This is a genomic window from Janthinobacterium sp. FW305-129, assembly GCF_020858115.1.
GTDB lineage: Bacteria > Pseudomonadota > Gammaproteobacteria > Burkholderiales > Burkholderiaceae_D > Janthinobacterium.
This window is the reverse complement of sequence record NZ_JACYMM010000010.1, coordinates 197,027-214,659: the sequence shown is the minus strand read 5'-3', so window position 1 is coordinate 214,659 and position 17,633 is coordinate 197,027. Positions and strand designations below refer to the sequence as shown.

Here is a 17,633-nt window from a genome sequence, read left to right as displayed (position 1 = left end):
GGTGCAAAAACCAAGCAATATTATGTGTTTTGCAATAGATATGCCCGTTTTACAGGTGCGCCTCGATATTGCTTGCCGCATCGACCGAGTGGCGCAAGAACTCCAGCAAGTCCTCGTTCAGCCTGTCCTTGTGCGTCGTCGCCAGGCCATGCGGCGCGCCCGCATACACGAGCAATTTGCTGCCGATGATGAGCTCGGCAGTGCGCCGCGCCGAGGCGGCAATCGGCACGATCTGGTCGTCGTCGCCATGGATCACCAGGGTCGGCACGTCGAATTTGGCCAGGTCGCCGGTGAAATCCGTCTCGGAAAATTGCTTGATGCACAAATAGGATGCCGGCATGCCCGCCTGCATGCCTTGCAGCCAGAAGTGCTCGCGCACGCCCTGCGACGGCGTGGCGCCGGGCCGGTTGTAGCCATAGAAAGCCTCGCTCAAGTCGCGGAAGAAGGCGCTGCGGTCGGCCTGCACGCCGGCGCGGATGGCGTCGAACGCGGACAGCGGCAAGCCCAGCGGGTTCTCGGCCGTTTGCAGCATCAGCGGCGGCACGGCGCCCACCAGCACGGCGCCGGCCAGGCGCTGCGTGCCATGGCGGCCGATGTAGCGCGCCACTTCGCCGCCGCCCGTCGAGTGGCCCACCAGGGTGGCGCCCGCCAGGTCCAGCGCCTCGATCAGGGTAGCCAGGTCGTCGGCATAGGTATCCATGTCATTGCCCTCGAAGGGCTGGCTGGAACGGCCATGACCGCGCCGGTCGTGCGCGATGACGCGGTAGCCGCGCGCGGCAAGATAAAACATCTGGTCTTCCCACGCGTCCGACGACAGGGGCCAGCCGTGGCTGAAGACGACGGGCGGGCCGCTGCCCCAGTCCTTGTAGTAGATCAAGGTGCCGTCGGGGGTACGCAGGGTATTGTTCGATTGCAAGTCAGGGCTAGTCATGGAACGCTCCTTGTCGGTGGACCAGCGGCCATTGTGGCCGCAACGGCGCGCGCGCGCCGCGCGCTACGCTGGAGCATTGCGGTAGAGTAAGATTGCCGCTGCTTTGCTTTCCCGTATTCACTTTTGGAGTTGTCATGCGTTTTCCCCTCGTCCTCGCCGCCAGCCTGTTCGGCACGGCTGCCCTCGCCCAACCGCTCGTCGCCGAAGCGCCCTTGCGCGCCCATCTGTCCTTCCTGGCCGACGACTTGCTGGAAGGACGCGGCACGGGCCAGCGCGGCGGCGACCTTGCCGTGCGCTACCTGGAAACGCAGGCGGCCGTGGCCGGCCTGCAACCGTTGCCGGACGGCAGCTACCGCCAGGCGCTGACCATCGTCGGCAGCAAGGCCTTGCCATCGAGCACGGTAACGTTCAGCGCGGGCGGCAAGACCTTGTCCCCCGCCTTCGGCAAGGACATCGTCTTTGGCGCGGCGAATGGCCAGCAGACAGTGGCGTTCGACGCCCCCGTGGTGTTTGCCGGTTACGGCATCCGCGCGCCCGAAGAGCAGTGGGACGATTTCAAGGGCGTTGATTTAAAAGGGAAACTGGTCATCATGATGGTCAACGACCCGCAGCCGACCGCCGCCGAGCCGCAGCGCTTTGCCGGCAAGTCGCTCACGTATTACGGCCGCTGGGTCTACAAGTACGAGGAAGCGCTGCGCCAGGGCGCGGCCGGCGTCTTACTGATCCACACGACCGAGTCCGCCTCGTACCCGTGGTCGGTACCGGCCAACGGTTTCGGCCACGAGCGCTTCAGCCTGGCCGGCGCGGGCAATGCGATGGAAGGCTGGCTGCAGGAAGACATGGCGCGCGCCCTGTTCCAGCAAGCCGGACAAGACCTGGACGCCTTGCGCGCGCAGGCCGAAACGCGCGACTTCCGCCCCGTGGCCCTGAACGCCACGGTCAAGGTGGCATTGAACAGCCAGATCCGCAGCATCGAGCAATTCAACGTGGCCGGCATCGTGCCCGGCACGGACCCGAAGCTCAAGGACGAAGCCGTCATTTACTCGGCCCACTGGGACCACCTGGGCAAGGATGACGAAGGCAGCGCCCGCGCAGGGCAAAGCGACCATATCTACAACGGCGCCATCGACAACGCCTCGGGCGCGGCGGCCCTGCTGGCCATGGCGCAGGTGGCCGTAAAACAACCGGCGCGCCGCACACAGATCTTCCTGTGGCCGGCCGGCGAGGAAACGGGCATGCTGGGCAGCACGGCCTACACGCGCAAGCCCCTGTGGCCGCTGGCGAAAACGGCCGCCGACCTGAACCTCGACAGCATGAATTTCGTCGGCAAGACGCACGACATCGGCGTGGCCGGCGCCGAGCGCAGCAGCCTGTACGCGAGCGCCGCCAAGGTGGCCAAGCGCATGGGCCTGCGCCTGGCGCCCACCATTCCCGACCTGTCCGGCGCGTTTTACCGGGCCGACCATTTTGCATTTGCCAAGGCCGGCGTGCCCGCCTTCAACGTGGGCTCGGCCGTGTTTTCCGGCGACGGCTCGTTTGACTTCGTCAAGGAGCCGAAAGCGTCGGGCGAGCGCCTGGTGGCCTTCAAGAAGGATTACCACCAGGTCACCGATGAATACCACCCGTCGTGGGACTTGTCGGGCATGCTGCAGCAGGCGCAGTTCACCCTGAACCTCGGTTACGAAGTGGCGAACGACAAGAATTTGCCGGTGTGGAACAAGGGCGAGGCGTTTGGCAAGGTAAAGCGCTAAGAGGGTAACAACGTTTTAACCCGCAAAGCAGAAAGGCTGGGGTCGGACCCTCAGGGTCCGACCCCGGCATTTGCTATGGGGTTTGGTGATTCAAATGGCCATGATGCGTTTCAGGTCGACGAATGCCGTCTCATACAGGTGCTGGAACGCACCGATCATGACCTCTTCCACGCCTTCGGCCGCGTCGAACTCGCTCGACCATTCCGCCACGCAGGAAGCGGCGCCCGGTTCGCCCGTGACGCGCAATGTGGAACGGTAGTTCTTGACGGGGATCGGGCCCGAGACGATGGTGTAGCTGTAGCTCTTGTCCGCTTCGCTGTAGCTTTGCAGGCGTTCGGCGATGATGGCGCCGTCCGTGGTTTTCAGGCGGCGCACGCGGCCGCCGTGCTCGGACAAACTGGTCTTGATCGAGCTCGACCATTCATTCAGCGACTGGAAGCCGCCGATAAAATCCCACACGCGTTCGGCGCTTGCCGCCAATGTTACAGAAACAATTACTTGGGCCATCTTTAATTCGGTTCCTCATCCAGGTTTGCCGGGCGCCGCGCCCGGCCGGCCGGAGTTGCCCGGCACAGCCGCTATTTTAGCGCCCATGCGGCTTTGCTGCTGAGCAAACCATGGCAACCGGCCAGCCTGGGGTGGCTGCCTTACAGATTTTCCGCTAGGAAAATCAAGGAATTGCCATGCGCGTGCGCGGCGGCGCGCTGCTGGTAGCTGTCGCGGTGGGTGCAGTTGAAACCGTGCTCGGCGCCCGGGTAGATATGGATTTCCACGTCTTGCCGGTCTTCGAAGCGCTCGGCGATCTGTTGCACGGCTTGCGGCGGAATATGGCTGTCCTGGCCGCCGAAATGCATGAGCAGCGGCACCTGGATCTTGTCGGCCAGGTCCAGCTTGTTCTGGATGCCGCCGCCGTAATAGGCGATGGCGGCGTCGGCCAGGCCGGCCGCGGCCGTCTGGAACGACAAGCGGCCGCCGAAACAGTAGCCGACCGAGGCCAGCTTGCCCGTCACTTCCGGACGCGCGCGCAGGACGGCGATGGTGGCGGCGATATCGGCGTCGGCGTGCGGATTGTCGGTGGCCTGCATCAGTTCGACGGCGCGCTTCCAGCCGTCCGCGTCATAGCCCAGCTCGATGTGCGCACCGGCGCGCCAGAACAGGTCCGGCACCAGCACCACGTAGCCATCGGCCGCGTACTGGTCGGCCACGGCACGGATGTGCTCGTTGACGCCGAAAATTTCCTGCAACAGGATGATGGCGGGGCCCTTGCCCACATGCGGCACGGCCAGGTAAGCCTGAAAACTGCCGTCCGGGCCGGCGATATCGATCCACTGCGAAGTTGTGCTCATAGAAACTCCAGTCTGAGGTTGGGGGGAATGCCACAGCCAGGCATGTTACTGGTTTTTCCCCCTTTCTGCGCCCACCCTTTGTTCTGGCTCAATACATCTCGCGCAGGTAAATCACGGGACCCGACTTGAAGACGCCGAAGACGACGGTGCCCACGGTGCTGGGCAAGTACGCAATGCCGGGCACGGAAACATCGACGCTGCCCGTCTTGCCGGCGCCGGGTGCCGCCAGGGTCAGGCGTTTATTCAGCGGCAAGACGCCCTTGTCGACCGTATAAGTAATAGTAGTGCCAGCGGGGAATGCAAAGTCCTTGCACACCAGGGTTTTCTTGCAATTGGCAAACACCACCAGCGTGTTGTCGAACGCACTGATGCTGTCGAGCAGGCTGGTAACCCAGGTCTTGCCGTCCCAGTACTGCGTCTGCACGGCCAGCCGCACGGGATAGCGCTCGGAACCGTAGTCATGCGGCACCATCAGGCGGCCCGTGAGCACGGTCAATTGCGCTTCCTGGCCATCGGCCGGCGCCGAGCTCACATTCCCGGCAGCCGGATAGGCATACGTCGCGCGCAACAGCAGACCCGTCGGCGAGGCCAGTGCTTTCGTCTCCTTGGGCACGGCGTAGGCGGCGGGGAAGCTGTAGGCGATGGGGCGCGTGGCGACGCCATTGCTGAAACTGGTGACGGGGACGCCAGTCACGGCCGCAGGTGCTTTTGCCCCATCCGTCAGCGTGCTTCCCGATGGCGCCGTGGGCGGATAACTGTTCTTTCCCGTAGCCGCGTCATACGGTAGCAGCGTCACTTGCGTTTTGTTGATGTCGTCATTCCTGGCGTCGAAATTCTTGGTATCCACGCCGCCCGAGTTCTGGGCGCGGATGGTCAGATCGAAGGGCTGGCGCGAATACACGGCGCGGTTGCCGGAGCAGGCGAGCGGCGCGCTGCACGGGAAAGGAAACTCCGTCTTCGCCCCCCCCGGGAGATCCACTTGCTTGATGACCAGTTCCGTCACGAAATGATGCGGGTAAAAGAGCACGGGGTCGCTGGCGCCCGGCGACGTCAGGCTGCTGCCCAGATAACCGTTTTGCAGCGCAGCCGTGAAGTTGATCTTGCCCACTTCGGGCCAGACCAGCGGCGGCGCCGTGATGACGCCCCCTTTTTTCACAAAATCGAGATCGCCGCCAACTTCTGGATTGGCTACGCCTGTATAGAGCGGCGCCAGCAGGATACGATTGAGCACGACTTTTTGCACGGCGACACCGCTTTCGTTGCCAAAGTTCTTAGTCACGGCACCGAGCGCGTTGACGGCCGATAACGTGATGGTCGCACCGGGCGTCAAGGTTGCGGCGGGCAGGCCCGCGCGTTGCGTCGGCGCCAGCCGCGTGAACAGAAATTTCGCTGGCGCCACGATGACCGTGCCGCTGCCGCTCATGTCCAGGCCGCTATCGCTGCCGCTTTTCGGATTGTAGGCAGCCGTCAGGATCAGCGCTCCCGCATCGGCATACAGCATGTTCGGCTTGGCCACGCCATTGGCGCCGAAGGTTACCGTCACCTTGGTGCTCGACCCGGCGCAGCTGCTCTGGTCGTTGGCCGCCAGGGCGACATAGCTATTTGTGGCGCTGTCAAAGATGCGCGCTGGCAATGTCCCCTTATCCGGATTGCTGTACGCGCAACTGAGGGTCAAGTCCTTCTTCTGGCCGCCGAACATGGGCACGCAAACGTCCCGATTGCCGGACGAGGTCTGCAAGGCGCTGATTTCCAGTTCGCCCGCTTCTTCCGCGTAGCGCGGAATGCCGCTCACCTGGAAGCCGCTGGAGAGAAAGCTGATCTGGCAATTGCTCGTATTGCCGCCGCTCTTGCACACCAGCGCCCCCGTCGTGGCGGGCGTGCTGACCAGGCTCAGCGTGGCGATGCCCACCGTGGTCTGGCGCACCGCGACATTGGCGTTGACGCCGCTGGTATCAATCTGCGTCGGCACGCCGCCCGGGCTGACGGTGACGCTGGGGCTGGGACTACCCTTGTAGACCGCGCTGCAGCTGGCATCGGCGCAGGCCGTCACTTTCACCGTGGGTACCTGGCAAGTAAGCGCCGTCAGCGGGTGGTCTATCTGGAAATGGTGCAGTCCGCTCGGCGTACTGGGTCCGCACTTCGGCCCCATCGGCTCATTGAAAGCCCAGCCGCTGTTGTTCGTCACGCAGCTGCACGGGTTCGACGGCGTATACGCCTTGCAAGTGATGGTTTGCTGCACCCGGCCCTGCCAGCCCAGGGTGATGTGGTCAACCTTGGCGTTGCCCGTGATGTAGGCGTTGGACGAGTCGAGCGTGACTTCGCCGGCATCGACATTGCCCTTGATGCCATTGCCGGAAGCGATCGACAAAGAATTGCTGGCCTCCACGTCGCCCGTAACGAGCAGGCCCGATGCCTTCAAGTCGATCGTCGGCGATTTCAGGTTGCCCGTCACCTGGCTGCCGGAACCGATGGTCAGCGAGGTGGTCGCCGTGATATCGCCCTGGATGCGGGTACTGGCGGGCAGGATAGTGACGACGGTGCCGCTGATGGGACCGTTGATGACGGAACCCGAGGCGATTTCCACCGGGCCCTTGGCGCTGATCTTGCCCGTCACCGTGACGTTGTTCGAGCCCATCTTGATGGTCGTGGCGGAAATATTCGCCGTAATCGTCTGTTCCTGCGCGCCCATGAGGAAAGTGCCGCCCTCGGCCGTCAAGTTCCCGCCCGTCACATTCAGGTTCGATGGCTTGATGTCCTTGATGTCGAGATTGCCCTTGATCGTCAGCGCGGCATTGCCGCTCATCGTCAAGCCCTGGTTGTAGCTCATCGCCAGGGAACTGTTGACCGTCACGGCATACGCGCTGCCGATGACGATGACGTCGGTAGAGCCCAGCGCCAGCGAGGCGCACGTGTATTGCGCGCCATTGATGGTACAGCCGGCAACATTGCCGCCATTAAAATTGAGCGTGGCCGCATGGGCAAGGGATGTGCCCAGCAAGCATGTCAGGGCAACAAGAAAATGGAATAGGCGCACGATGTCCTGGGGTCTGATGTGTGGGAAGCCAGCCGGCGCGTGGATATTTCCATGCTAATCTACGTCCCCGCTGTTGTTGCATTATGGCAGTATTTATCCCCCTCGCGCATATCGCATGATCAAGCAAAGTCCCAAAGAATTCCCCCTGCGCACCGTCGACATCATCGTCTATCCCGGCTTCAAGGCGCTCGAAGCCATCGGCGCCATGAAAGTGTTTGACTACGCCAACACCCATTTGCGCCTGCGCAATCTGCCCGGCGGCTACGACGTGCGCATCGTATCGACGGCCATCGGCCCGGTCGAGTCGGACACGCTGATGTCGCTGCACGCCAGCAAGGCGCTCGATGCGCACCGCCTGCCCGACCTGGCCGTCATCGTCGGCTGCCACCACGTCGAGCAAGTCTTGCAGGACATTCCCGCCCTCGCCGCCTGGGTGGCCGAGGCGGCGCCGCGCATCGATACGCTGGCGGCCCTGTGCACGGGCTGCTTCTTCCTGGCCGAGGCCGGTGTGCTCGACGGCAAGAGCGCGGCCACGCACTGGAGCGCCGTGGACAGCCTGCGCCAGCGCTATCCTTTGATACAGGTCAATGCCGATGCGATTTTCGTGCGGGAAGGCAAATTCTGGACGTCGGCCGGCGTGACGGCCGGCATCGACCTGGCGCTGGCCCTGGTGGAAGACGATTTCAGCCGCGATATCGCGCTGGAAGTGGCGCGCGACCTGGTCGTGTATCTGAAGCGGCCGGGCGGCCAGTCGCAGTTCTCCGTGCACCTGTCGAGCCAGATGACGACGCATCCCACCATCCGCCAGTTGCAGGGCTGGATCATGGAGCACCTGGCCGACGAGCTTACGGTGCCGCTGCTGGCGGCCAGACTGGCCATGAGCGAGCGCAATTTTACGCGCGTGTTCCAGCGCGAAACGGGCGCCAGCCCCACGGAATTCATCGAAACGGCCCGCTTCGAAGTGGCGCGCCGTTTGCTGGAAGACAATGTATCTTCCTTAAAACAGGTGGCCGTGCAGGCGGGCTTGCATAGCGAGGAAAGGCTGCGCCGCCTGTTTCAAAAGAAGCTCGCCATCACGCCGCGCGACTACCGCGAGCGCTTTTCCAGCACGGCGCGCTAGGCGCAGCGGGAATCAGCGCAACTTGCCGTGACGCACGTGGCGCGTGGCCAGTTGGCGGCTCTGCCGGGCCAGCGGCGTAAACATCAGCGCACACAGCAGGTAGGTGGCCAGCAGCGCCAGCCAGATGGCGGGCGTGGCGAGGCTGGCGGCATTGCTCCACCACAAGGCCAGCAGGGAAGACAGGGCCGCGCCGAGGAAGACGGGCAACATGCGGCGCAGGGTCGCGAGGTAGGCAGTGGCAAACATGAACGGCTCCCAAAGCAAGGCGGTATGTCTTCACACTAGCAGGGGCAGGCAGCGAAGTACAGCCTGCCGCCCTGCCCCGTCCGTCAAGTGTTGCGCAATGAGTACATCCGATAAAATTAGTACAACACGACGGAACGGATCGATTCGCCGCTCTTCATCAGGTCGAAACCTTCGTTGATGCGTTCGAGCGGCAGGCGGTGCGTGATCAGATCGTCAATGTTGAGCTTGCCTTCCATATACCAGTCGACGATCTTCGGCACATCCGTGCGCCCGCGCGCGCCGCCGAAGGCCGAACCGCGCCATTCGCGTCCCGTCACCAGCTGGAATGGACGGGTGGAAATTTCCTGGCCCGCCGCCGCCACGCCGATGATGAACGATTTGCCCCAGCCCTTGTGCGTGCATTCGAGCGCCTGGCGCATCAAGTTGGTGTTGCCGACGCATTCGAAACTGTAGTCGGCGCCGCCGTCCGTCAGCTGCACGATGGCGTCGACGACGTTTTCCACCTCGTTCGGGTTAATAAAATGCGTCATGCCGAACTTGCGCGCGATGGCCTGGCGCGCCGGGTTGATGTCGATGCCGATGATTTTATCGGCGCCGACCATCTTGGCCGCCTGGATCACGTTCAGGCCGATGCCGCCCAGGCCGAACACGGCCACGTTGGCGCCCGCCTCGACCTTGGCCGAGAACAGCACGGCGCCCACGCCCGTCGTCACGCCGCAGCCGATATAGCAAACCTTGTCGAACGGTGCGTCTTCACGGATCTTGGCCAGGGCGATTTCCGGCACGACGATGTAATTGGAAAAGGTGGACGTGCCCATGTAGTGGAACAGCGGCTGGCCGTTCAGCGAAAAGCGGCTGGTGGCGTCCGGCATCAGGCCGCGGCCCTGCGTGGAGCGGATGGCCTGGCACAGATTCGTCTTTTGCGACAGGCAGAACTTGCACTGGCGGCATTCCGGCGTGTACAGGGGAATGACGTGGTCATCCTTTTTCAGGGTCGTCACGCCCGGGCCCACGTCGACGACGACGCCGGCGCCTTCATGGCCGAGGATGGCGGGGAAGAGGCCTTCCGGATCGGCGCCGGACAAGGTGTAGTAATCGGTATGGCAAATCCCGGTGGCTTTCAGTTCGACCAGCACTTCGCCGGCGCGCGGGCCGGCCAGGTCGACTTCTTCGATAGTCAGCGGGGCGCCCGCCTTCCAGGCAATCGCGGCTTTGGTTTTCATGGGGTGTCTTCCTGCTCGGTTTCAGATGCGCCATTATCTGACAGCAACGGACGTGGCGGCGCGGCTGGCGCGGCGCTTGTCTGAAAACGCGGCGCATTTGTCCGATGCCGCCGCACGTTTGCGCCAGCTCAATCTTCCCCCCTTCAAGAGGCGCATTCTTGGCACGCACCACAGCACTATTGAGCAGCGATTGCCGCGTTTCCGCAGGAGACTGACATGCGCCATTACCTTTCCCGCTTTCCGCTGCCCTGGCTGGCCCTGCTGCTGGCCTGCTGCCTGGCCCTGCTGTCCTCCTGTGGCGGCGGCCATCACCACCCGGCACCCGGCGCCACCACGGGCAGCCTGACAGTCACCATCGGCGGCTTGCCGGCCGGCGTGGCGGGCGCCGTCACCGTCACGGGGCCCGCGTCGTACAGCAAGACGCTGACGGCCACCACCACGCTCACCGGCCTGACGCCCGGCGCCTACGCCATCAATGCCGCCAGCGTGGCGCAGGGCACGGGAACCCTGGCGCCCACGCCCGTCACGCAGCAGGTGCAGGTGAATGCGGGGGCGACGGCCAGCGCCAGCGTCAGCTATGCAGCCACGGCACCGCTGGCCCTGGCCCTGCAAGAGGTGGCCAGCGGCTTGAGCACGCCCATCTTCCTCACGGCGCCGCCCGGCGACAGCCGCCTTTTCATTGTCGAGCGCCCCGGGCGCATCCGCGTGGTGCAGAACGGCAGCCTGCTGGCCACGCCCTTCCTCGACATCAGTGCGCTCACCACCACCAGCGGCGAACGGGGCTTGCTATCGCTGGCCTTCCATCCGCAATACGCGAGCAATGGCTATTTCTTCATTTATTACACCAACCTGGCCGGCGATATCGTCATCGAGCGCCGGCAAGTGTCGGCCGGCAACGCCAACGTGGCCGATCCCCTGTCCGCCCTGACCATCCTCACGATTGCCCACCCCACGTTCAGCAACCACTATGGCGGCTTGCTCAGCTTTGGCCCGGACGGCTACCTGTATGCAGGCACGGGCGACGGCGGCAGCGCGGGCGATCCGCCCGGCAATGCGCAAAACACGCAGGTGCTGCTGGGCAAGCTGCTGCGCCTGGACGTCAACGCCAGCACGGTAGCCCAGCCGTACGCCATTCCACCCGGCAATCCATTTGCCACGGCAGGGGGGCGCCCTGAAATCTGGGCCTACGGCTTGCGCAACCCGTGGCGCTACGCCTTCGACGTGCCGGCCCAGCTGCTGTATATCGCCGACGTGGGCCAGGCCAATTGGGAAGAGGTCGACGTGCGTCCCGTAGGCCAGGCGGGCAACAATTATGGCTGGAACATCATGGAAGGATTGCATTGCTACAACAGCGCCAGCTGCAACCAGGCGGGGCTGGTTTTGCCCGTCATCGAATATGGCCACGATGCGGCTGGCGGCTGCTCGATCACGGGCGGCTATGTGTACCGCGGCACGGCCCTGCCGGAACTGGCGGGACAGTACCTGTATTCCGACTACTGCAGCGGCTGGCTGAAAAGTTTCAGCTACAGCAATGGCACGGCCTCGGCCGTGACGGACTGGGGCATCAGCAACGTGGGCAATATCCTGTCGTTCGGCCAGGATGCGCAAAACGAGCTGTACATGCTGAGCGGCACGGGCAAGGTGTACCGGATTGCACGCAAATAAGCGTGCGCAAGCAGGCATGACGGCGCACGGCTGGGAGCGTTTTTCGACGGGTCGCGGGGAACCGGCTAGAATTGAATTTTCGCCGCGCCCCTGCGCCCCAGCCCAAGAGAACACCATGGCCCGTTTGAAACTTGAATTTCCTGAAGACCAGTACTGCTATTCCTCGCAACTGACGGTACGCACGACGGACATCAACGCCGGCAACCATCTCGGCAACGATTCCATGATTTCCATGATTTCCGAGGCGCGCGCCCGCTTCCTGTTCGAATATGGCGTGCGCGACATCGAAGCGGACGGTACCGGCATCATCGTCACCGACCTGGCCACCACCTACCGCGCCGAAGCCCATGCGCGCGACCAGTTGCTGTTCGAAGTGGGCGTCATGGATTTCAACAAGTATGGCGGCGACATCACCTTCCGCATCACGCGCCCCCGCGACAACACCCTGATCGCCATGGCCAAGTCCGGTTTTGTGTTTTTCAACTATAAGCTCAGCCAGGTCGTGCCCATGGCGGAAGATTTCGGCAGCAAGTTCCCCCAGGTGAACTGGATCGATTAAAGGGAAAATTAAGCGGGTCGCTTGCCGCCATGCTGTATGCTTGCCAGGAAGACATTAAACCTGGAGCGGCATGCAATCAGCGATAACGGCAAGACTGTGCCTGGCCCTGGCGTTGCTGGGCGTGTGGCAGGCCGTCCTGGCCGCGCCGCAAACCGTCATCCTGTACGGCGACGACGACTATGCGCCGTACAGCTATGTGGAAAACGGCGTCTTCAAGGGCATGTACATCGATATCCTGCGCCTGGCGGCCAGTTCGATGCCCGGTTACCGGCTGGAATTGCAGCCGCGCCCCTGGAAACGGGGGCTCGATGCGCTGGAAAAGGGCCAGGTTTTCGGCCTGTTTCCACCCGGACGCAAAACGGAACGGCCGTACGTGCAACCGTACTCGGCCATGCTGCACCGCGAATCGGTGGTGCTGTTTTGCCATGACGCCGTCATGCGCACGCCGCGCACGCGCTTTCCCGCCGACTTTGTCGGCCTGACCATCGGCGTCAACACGGGGTTCTTGCTCTCGGAAAAATTGATGGCGCCGGCCCGCGAAGGACTGCTGCGCCTGGAAGCGGTCAAGGGCAATGAAGCCAATCTGAAAAAACTGGCCTTGCGGCGCATCGATTGCTACGCCAGCGACCGCGGCGCGGCACGCCACACGGCGCGCCAGCTGCAAGGCGAACTGGACAGCTACGGCTTTGAATTGCACGAAGTGCTGGAACTGTCGTCCGAAGCCACCTATATCGCCTACAGCGCGCGCAATACGCCCGCCTACAAGGCCGATTTCATTGAGAAGATGAATGCCGCCATTCTGGCGCTGCGCCAGAACGGCCAGCTGGCGCGCATCGAACAGGCTTATTTGCGCTGATTACCTGCTTTGCTTACCTGCACTTCGCGCGGCGGCAAGGTCATGGCGGACTTGCCGCGCCCGGAATGGGCCGGGATCGCCGGCCGCCCTCCCGGCTGGCATGCTTATTTGCGTGCCGGACGCTTCACTTGCGTGGCGAACGTGCCCGAGAACCAGTCATCGATCATCTGTTTCTCGTAGCGCAGCTTGTCGCCGCTGGAATAACGGTTGATGCGCGTCAGATAGGACATATCGGACAGGGCAGCGTCGGCGCTGCCGATGACCTTGCCATCCTGCTCCAGCACATAATGCAGGCGCATGCGCGGCCAATCGGCCTGGCCGGTCATCACGCGGAAATCCTGCAGGGAGCGCATGGCGGGATTTTCACGGCCAGCCATGTCCAGGTCCGTCACGTCGATCTTCAGGTTCAGTCCAGGCTTGAGCGACTCGCCCAATTTCTCGAAATGCGCAGCCAGGTCCTTGAGCACCTTGTCACGCTCCGTCTGATCGAAAGACAAGTCCGTGAATTGTTCCGGCTTGGTGAAATGGACTTCCGTGCCCGCCCAGGCGGCACTGCTCGCCAGCAAGGCCAGACCAGCAATGAAGGTACGCGTCGTTTTCGTTTTCATGATGAGTCCTTTCAAGAATGTTGATGGCGCTCGGGCCACTTTTTACGTTCTAATATAGCGCGATGCGTTTCATTCTAAAGGGAAACTAATACATTGTTACTTTTCTTGCACCGCGTAACGAACAGGGGGTTCGCCCACAGACTTTTTTTACAGATTCATTGGCAATATTAATTAAAACAAAGTATTGTCTTGAAAATATAGTTGCCTAAGCGATAAAGTATGGATGATGTTGCCAACATAAATTTAAAATATCTTTTTGACATTTATGTTGCATGATTTTAGTCAATTGTTCTTGCTTATTGTTAATACTTAGCTGTCGGTCTACAATCGACAAAATGCGCCCGAAAAACGCGCAACGCCGGTAGTGGCGCACAGGAATTCCTGGCGCGGGCGTTTCAGCATTGCGTCAGTTATGCCTTTTAGCGGAACTCGCCCCTATGTCATTTTTGTCTTCAGCATCGCCCAAGTTACCTCCCTGGAAAGTCCTGCTCGTCGATGATGAACCCGACATCCACGACATCACCAAACTGACGCTGAGCCGTTTCCGCCTCGAAGGCCGCGCCCTGAGCTTCGTGCACGCGTATAGCGGCGCCGAGGCCAAGCAGGTGCTGGCGCGCGAAGATGGCATCGCGCTGGTGTTTCTCGACGTGGTGATGGAACGCGAAGACAGCGGCCTGGAAGTGGCGCGCTGGATGCGCGAAGACCTGGGCAACCAGTTTACGCGCATCGTGCTGCGCACGGGCCAGCCGGGCCAGGCGCCGGAAGAGCGCGTGATCGTCAACTACGACATCAACGACTACAAGGAAAAGACGGAACTGGACCGCACCAAGCTGTTCACCACCACCTTTGCCGCCCTGCGCGCCTACCGCGACATCATGAAGGTGGAAGAGGCGCGCCAGGCCCAGCTCCACTACCGCGAAGGCCTGGAGCGCGTCATCGCCGCCTCGGCGCACATTTTCAAGCAGCGCAACCTGCGCGACTTCGCCAGCGGCCTGCTGCAGCAAGTCGTCGCCCTGCTGCGCCTGGAAACAAGCATGCTGCTGCGCCTGCGCGGCGCCAGCGCCATCACGGGCGAGCAGGACTATGAAATCCTCGCGCAGATCGGCGACCTGGACGCCGACGGCGGCATGCTCAGCCCTTCCCTGCTGTCGCAGCTCGATCACGCCAAGAGCAACAAGATTTCTCGCCTGCATGGCGACACCTATGTCGGCTATTTCCCGAACAGCAGCGGCAAGGCATCCTTGCTGGTATTGAAGGGCGTGGAAGAGATTTCCGACCTCGACGCGCAGCTGCTGGAAGTGTTCTGCTCGGGCGTGGCCATCGCCTTCGACAACATCCTGCTGACGCAGGAAATCACCGATACCCAGGCCGAGCTGATCCTGCGCCTGGGCGACGTGGTCGAATCGCGCTCGCACGAGGGCGGCAACCACGTGCGCCGCATGGCCGAAGTGTGCCAGCTGCTGGCGCAGGCGTCCGGCATGTCGGAAGAAGAAACCATGGTGCTGCGCCACGCGGCCCCCATGCATGACATCGGCAAGATTTCCACGCCCGACGCCGTGCTGCTGAAACCCGGCAAGCTCGACGCGGCCGAATGGGAAATCATGAAGCAGCATCCGACGGTGGGCATGTCCATCCTCGACGGCTCGCAGCGCCCGCTCTTGAAGGCGGCCGCCGTGATCGCCCACCAGCACCATGAAAAATACGACGGCAGCGGCTATCCGCAAGGCCTGGTCGGCGAAAACATCCACAAATACGCGCGCATCGCCGCCGTGGCCGACGTCTTCGACGCCCTCATGCACAAACGCTGCTACAAGGACGCCTGGCCCCTGGAGCGCGTGGTGAGTTATTTGCGCGAAGTGAGCGGCAGCCACCTCGATCCGCAATATGTGGAGTTGCTGATTGCGAACCTCGATGCAGCGCTTGCGTTAAATCAACGTTTCCCGGATTAGGCTCCAGATTTAACCCAAGAACAAATACCGGGGTCAGACCCTGAGGGTCTGCCCCCCTAAGCGATACGCACACCGGCAAACCACGCTGCGGCCCAAGACCCCAACTTGGGCATTCCGGGCCAAGCGGGCCTGAAAAATGTCGAGGGCAAGGCGCGGCGACGCAGACAGTACGCATGTACGGCAAGGAGCCGCAACGCCGCCATCGGCATTTTCTCAGGCCCGCGTCTCCGGCCCGCCGTTTTCAAGTTTCAAATTTCAAGCACTCTTCGGCTCCAGCGGGAAACGGATCTTGTAATGCAACCCCATCCCCGGCGCACTGACCACCTTCACCGTCCCACCCAGCGGCCCCGTCACCAGGTTGTACAGGATATGCGCCCCCAGGCCGCTGCCGCCGGAACCGCGCTTGGTCGTGAAGAAGGGGTCGAACAGCTGGCCCAGGGTGGCGCTATCCATGCCCATGCCGTCGTCGCTGTAGTCAAGTTCCAGCATGTCGCCTGCCGTCCGCACGCTGATCTTGATCTTGCCCGGCTCGCCTTCGACAAAACCATGCACGAGTGAATTGACCACCATGTTCGTGACGATCTGCGAAACGGCGCCCGGATAGCTGCGCAGCTGCACCTCGGGCGCGCAATCGATCTCGACCTTGACGGGCTTGCCCTTGAGCTTTGGTTGCAATGAAAGCAATATTTCATCGAGGTATTTGCGCAAGTTAAAACTGCGCAATTCGTCCGAAGACTGGTCGACGGCCACCTGCTTGAAGCTGCGCACCAGCGCCGCGGCGCGCTGCGTGTTCGTCGTCATGATGCGCAAGGTCTGGTCGATGATGTCGAAAAATTGCCGCAAGCCATCTTCATCGAGCTGGCCGCCTTCCAGGTCTTCGCGCGTGAGCTTCAATTCCTGCACCAGGTGGCTGGTGGCCGTCACGCATATGCCCAGCGGCGTATTGATTTCATGCGCCACGCCCGCCACCAGCCGGCCCAGGGACGCCAGCTTTTCCTGGCGCACCAATTCCGACTGCGCTTCCTGCAAGGCGTTCAGGGCGCTGTTCAGGGCCGCGTTCTGCTCTTCCAGCGCTTCCTTGGCGCGGCGCATGGCGCTGTCGGCCTGGATGCGGGCCATCGCCACGGCCACGTGGCTGGCCATGAAGGCCAGCACGTCCAGTTCCGCCTGGCCATACACGACGGATTCGTCGTAGCTTTGCACGATGATCACGCCATACTTCCGGTCGCCCAGCAGCATGGGCGCGCCCATCCAGCTGGCGATGCTGGTATTGCCCAGCGGCTCTTCCATTTCGCCGCTGGCCACCAGCGCCGCATAGCTGCCGGCATCGAGCAGACACGCTTGCCGCCGCGCCAGCACATAGGAACTCATGCCGATGCCGTAATGAAAGCGTTTTACGGGCGCCTGCGCATCCTTTTCATCGACGAAATACGGAATCGTGATGTCCTTGTTGTCCGGGTGGTACAGGGCGATCAGGAAATTCTTCGCCGTCACCAGCTCGCTGATGATGGCGTGCAGGCGCGCATACAGAGTGGTGGCGTCGGCCGCCTGCGCCGACAGGTTGGCGATTTCATACAGCGCATGCTGCAGGTTTTCCGCCCGGCGGCGCTCGGCCACCTCGTGCGCCAGCAGGGCCGTGCGCTCCTGCACTGCCTTTTCCAGCCGGTCCATGCTTTGCATGCCCTGCAGGGCGCTCGACACGTGCGTGGCGATCAGCGCGAACAGGGCCTGGTCTTCCAGGCTGAAGCGGTGCTGCGCGTCGTAGCTCTGGATGACGATGGCGCCCAGCACCTGATGCTGCTGGTCCAGCAGCGGACAGCCGATCCAGTGCTCGGCCGCCGTGCCGCCGCCCCAGGCGCCGCCGCCGATGGCGCGCATGGCGTCGTCGTCGGCCGTCATCACCAGTTGCTTGCGGTTGACGATGACCCAGGCCGTGGGCGACTGCGCGGCGCTGGCCAGGCGCACGCCCTCGTCCGGGTCGGGCGCGGCGTCGAATTCGTCGACAAAATACGGAAAGCGCACGAGGCCGTCGTCGCGGTCGCTGAGCGCCACGTAAAAGTTGGCCGCATACATGATGCGCCCCAGCGCCGCATGCACCGCCTGCAGGAATTCGCTGATATCGCTGCAGGTGCTCGAGCGCTGCCCGATTTCCAGCAACACGGTCTGGACGGCTTCCAGGCGGCTGAGACGGCTTTCCATGGGTGACTATGTACCTTGTGCAAGTATATGTTCTGAAAATCAATATTATCAGTTCAGTCCCGCCTTGGCACGGCATAAAACGCAGAATCTTGCCTTGAGGTGGAGCAACACACGCCACGCGCGCATTTGCCACCTTGGCGATACGG

Annotated in this window: 14 protein-coding genes; 6 read left to right on the top strand and 8 right to left on the bottom strand. The window is 62.6% G+C overall.

Annotated features, from left to right (window positions below):
- Positions 1-49: 49 nt before the first annotated feature.
- On the bottom strand, positions 50-931 hold the full coding sequence (locus IGS61_RS20845) for an alpha/beta fold hydrolase (protein ID WP_230541384.1): 882 nt from the start codon (positions 929-931) through the stop codon (positions 50-52).
- Positions 932-1,065: 134 nt separating this feature from the next.
- Between IGS61_RS20845 and IGS61_RS20840 the strand changes: the two genes are divergently transcribed.
- The gene (locus IGS61_RS20840) at positions 1,066-2,682 is read left to right on the top strand and encodes a M28 family peptidase (protein ID WP_230541383.1); all 1,617 of its coding nucleotides are present in this window, start codon (positions 1,066-1,068) and stop codon (positions 2,680-2,682) included.
- 90 nt (positions 2,683-2,772) lie between these two features.
- On the opposite strand, the gene IGS61_RS20835 is transcribed toward IGS61_RS20840, so the two are convergent.
- The 3 genes from IGS61_RS20835 to IGS61_RS20825 form a co-directional block, all read right to left on the bottom strand.
- Positions 2,773-3,189, bottom strand: coding sequence for an SRPBCC family protein (locus tag IGS61_RS20835; RefSeq protein ID WP_230541382.1), 417 nt, complete (start codon positions 3,187-3,189; stop codon positions 2,773-2,775).
- A gap of 140 nt (positions 3,190-3,329) precedes the next feature.
- The gene (locus IGS61_RS20830) at positions 3,330-4,028 is read right to left on the bottom strand and encodes a dienelactone hydrolase family protein (protein ID WP_230541381.1); all 699 of its coding nucleotides are present in this window, start codon (positions 4,026-4,028) and stop codon (positions 3,330-3,332) included.
- 88 nt (positions 4,029-4,116) lie between these two features.
- The gene (locus IGS61_RS20825; protein ID WP_230541380.1) at positions 4,117-7,026 is read right to left on the bottom strand and encodes a polymer-forming cytoskeletal protein; all 2,910 of its coding nucleotides are present in this window, start codon (positions 7,024-7,026) and stop codon (positions 4,117-4,119) included.
- A 151-nt stretch (positions 7,027-7,177) separates the two neighbouring features.
- Between IGS61_RS20825 and IGS61_RS20820 the strand changes: the two genes are divergently transcribed.
- Positions 7,178-8,182 carry a GlxA family transcriptional regulator gene (locus IGS61_RS20820; RefSeq protein ID WP_230541379.1) on the top strand — a complete coding sequence of 335 codons (1,005 nt, stop codon included), beginning with the start codon at positions 7,178-7,180 and terminating at the stop codon, positions 8,180-8,182.
- Positions 8,183-8,194: 12 nt separating this feature from the next.
- Here the strand turns inward: IGS61_RS20820 and IGS61_RS20815 are convergent, their stop codons facing one another.
- Both IGS61_RS20815 and IGS61_RS20810 read right to left on the bottom strand, forming a co-directional pair.
- Entirely contained in the window at positions 8,195-8,428 is a 234-nt protein-coding gene (locus IGS61_RS20815) for a hypothetical protein (RefSeq protein WP_230541378.1), read from the bottom strand.
- 116 nt (positions 8,429-8,544) lie between these two features.
- Positions 8,545-9,651, bottom strand: coding sequence for an S-(hydroxymethyl)glutathione dehydrogenase/class III alcohol dehydrogenase (locus IGS61_RS20810; protein ID WP_230541377.1), 1,107 nt, complete (start codon positions 9,649-9,651; stop codon positions 8,545-8,547).
- Positions 9,652-9,867: 216 nt separating this feature from the next.
- Here IGS61_RS20810 and IGS61_RS20805 point away from each other — a divergent pair, with 216 nt between their 5' ends.
- The 3 genes from IGS61_RS20805 to IGS61_RS20795 all read left to right on the top strand — a co-directional run bounded on the left by IGS61_RS20805 (position 9,868) and on the right by IGS61_RS20795 (position 12,731).
- Positions 9,868-11,316, top strand: coding sequence for a PQQ-dependent sugar dehydrogenase (locus tag IGS61_RS20805; RefSeq protein WP_230541376.1), 1,449 nt, complete (start codon positions 9,868-9,870; stop codon positions 11,314-11,316).
- 115 nt (positions 11,317-11,431) lie between these two features.
- A complete protein-coding gene (locus IGS61_RS20800; protein WP_034784316.1) occupies positions 11,432-11,875 on the top strand; it encodes a thioesterase family protein in 444 nt (147 codons plus the stop codon).
- A 70-nt stretch (positions 11,876-11,945) separates the two neighbouring features.
- Positions 11,946-12,731: a substrate-binding periplasmic protein gene (locus IGS61_RS20795; RefSeq protein WP_230541375.1), complete on the top strand. Its 786-nt coding sequence runs from the start codon at positions 11,946-11,948 to the stop codon at positions 12,729-12,731.
- A 104-nt stretch (positions 12,732-12,835) separates the two neighbouring features.
- On the opposite strand, the gene IGS61_RS20790 is transcribed toward IGS61_RS20795, so the two are convergent.
- A complete protein-coding gene (locus IGS61_RS20790; RefSeq protein ID WP_230541374.1) occupies positions 12,836-13,339 on the bottom strand; it encodes a DUF3016 domain-containing protein in 504 nt (167 codons plus the stop codon).
- 437 nt (positions 13,340-13,776) lie between these two features.
- On the opposite strand from IGS61_RS20790, the gene IGS61_RS20785 reads away from it, so the two are divergent.
- Complete coding sequence (locus tag IGS61_RS20785; protein ID WP_230541373.1) at positions 13,777-15,288, top strand: DUF3369 domain-containing protein; 1,512 nt, start codon at positions 13,777-13,779, stop codon at positions 15,286-15,288.
- A gap of 255 nt (positions 15,289-15,543) precedes the next feature.
- Here IGS61_RS20785 and IGS61_RS20780 read toward each other — a convergent pair whose 3' ends face one another.
- Positions 15,544-17,487 carry a GAF domain-containing sensor histidine kinase gene (locus IGS61_RS20780; RefSeq protein WP_230541372.1) on the bottom strand — a complete coding sequence of 648 codons (1,944 nt, stop codon included), beginning with the start codon at positions 17,485-17,487 and terminating at the stop codon, positions 15,544-15,546.
- Positions 17,488-17,633 lie beyond the last annotated feature (146 nt).

Excerpts from the sequence above, each read along its gene's own strand:
- IGS61_RS20785 (WP_230541373.1), top strand. The coding sequence starts at position 13,777 with ATGTCATTTTTGTCTTCAGCATCGCCCAAGTTACCTCCCTGGAAAGTC.
- IGS61_RS20815 (WP_230541378.1), bottom strand. The coding sequence starts at position 8,428 with ATGTTTGCCACTGCCTACCTCGCGACCCTGCGCCGCATGTTGCCCGTC.
- IGS61_RS20830 (WP_230541381.1), bottom strand. The coding sequence starts at position 4,028 with ATGAGCACAACTTCGCAGTGGATCGATATCGCCGGCCCGGACGGCAGT.
- IGS61_RS20835 (WP_230541382.1), bottom strand. The coding sequence starts at position 3,189 with ATGGCCCAAGTAATTGTTTCTGTAACATTGGCGGCAAGCGCCGAACGC.
- IGS61_RS20840 (WP_230541383.1), top strand. The coding sequence starts at position 1,066 with ATGCGTTTTCCCCTCGTCCTCGCCGCCAGCCTGTTCGGCACGGCTGCC.
- IGS61_RS20790 (WP_230541374.1), bottom strand. The coding sequence starts at position 13,339 with ATGAAAACGAAAACGACGCGTACCTTCATTGCTGGTCTGGCCTTGCTG.
- IGS61_RS20845 (WP_230541384.1), bottom strand. The coding sequence starts at position 931 with ATGACTAGCCCTGACTTGCAATCGAACAATACCCTGCGTACCCCCGAC.
- IGS61_RS20800 (WP_034784316.1), top strand. The coding sequence starts at position 11,432 with ATGGCCCGTTTGAAACTTGAATTTCCTGAAGACCAGTACTGCTATTCC.
- IGS61_RS20820 (WP_230541379.1), top strand. The coding sequence starts at position 7,178 with ATGATCAAGCAAAGTCCCAAAGAATTCCCCCTGCGCACCGTCGACATC.
- IGS61_RS20795 (WP_230541375.1), top strand. The coding sequence starts at position 11,946 with ATGCAATCAGCGATAACGGCAAGACTGTGCCTGGCCCTGGCGTTGCTG.
- IGS61_RS20810 (WP_230541377.1), bottom strand. The coding sequence starts at position 9,651 with ATGAAAACCAAAGCCGCGATTGCCTGGAAGGCGGGCGCCCCGCTGACT.
- IGS61_RS20805 (WP_230541376.1), top strand. The coding sequence starts at position 9,868 with ATGCGCCATTACCTTTCCCGCTTTCCGCTGCCCTGGCTGGCCCTGCTG.
- IGS61_RS20780 (WP_230541372.1), bottom strand. The coding sequence starts at position 17,487 with ATGGAAAGCCGTCTCAGCCGCCTGGAAGCCGTCCAGACCGTGTTGCTG.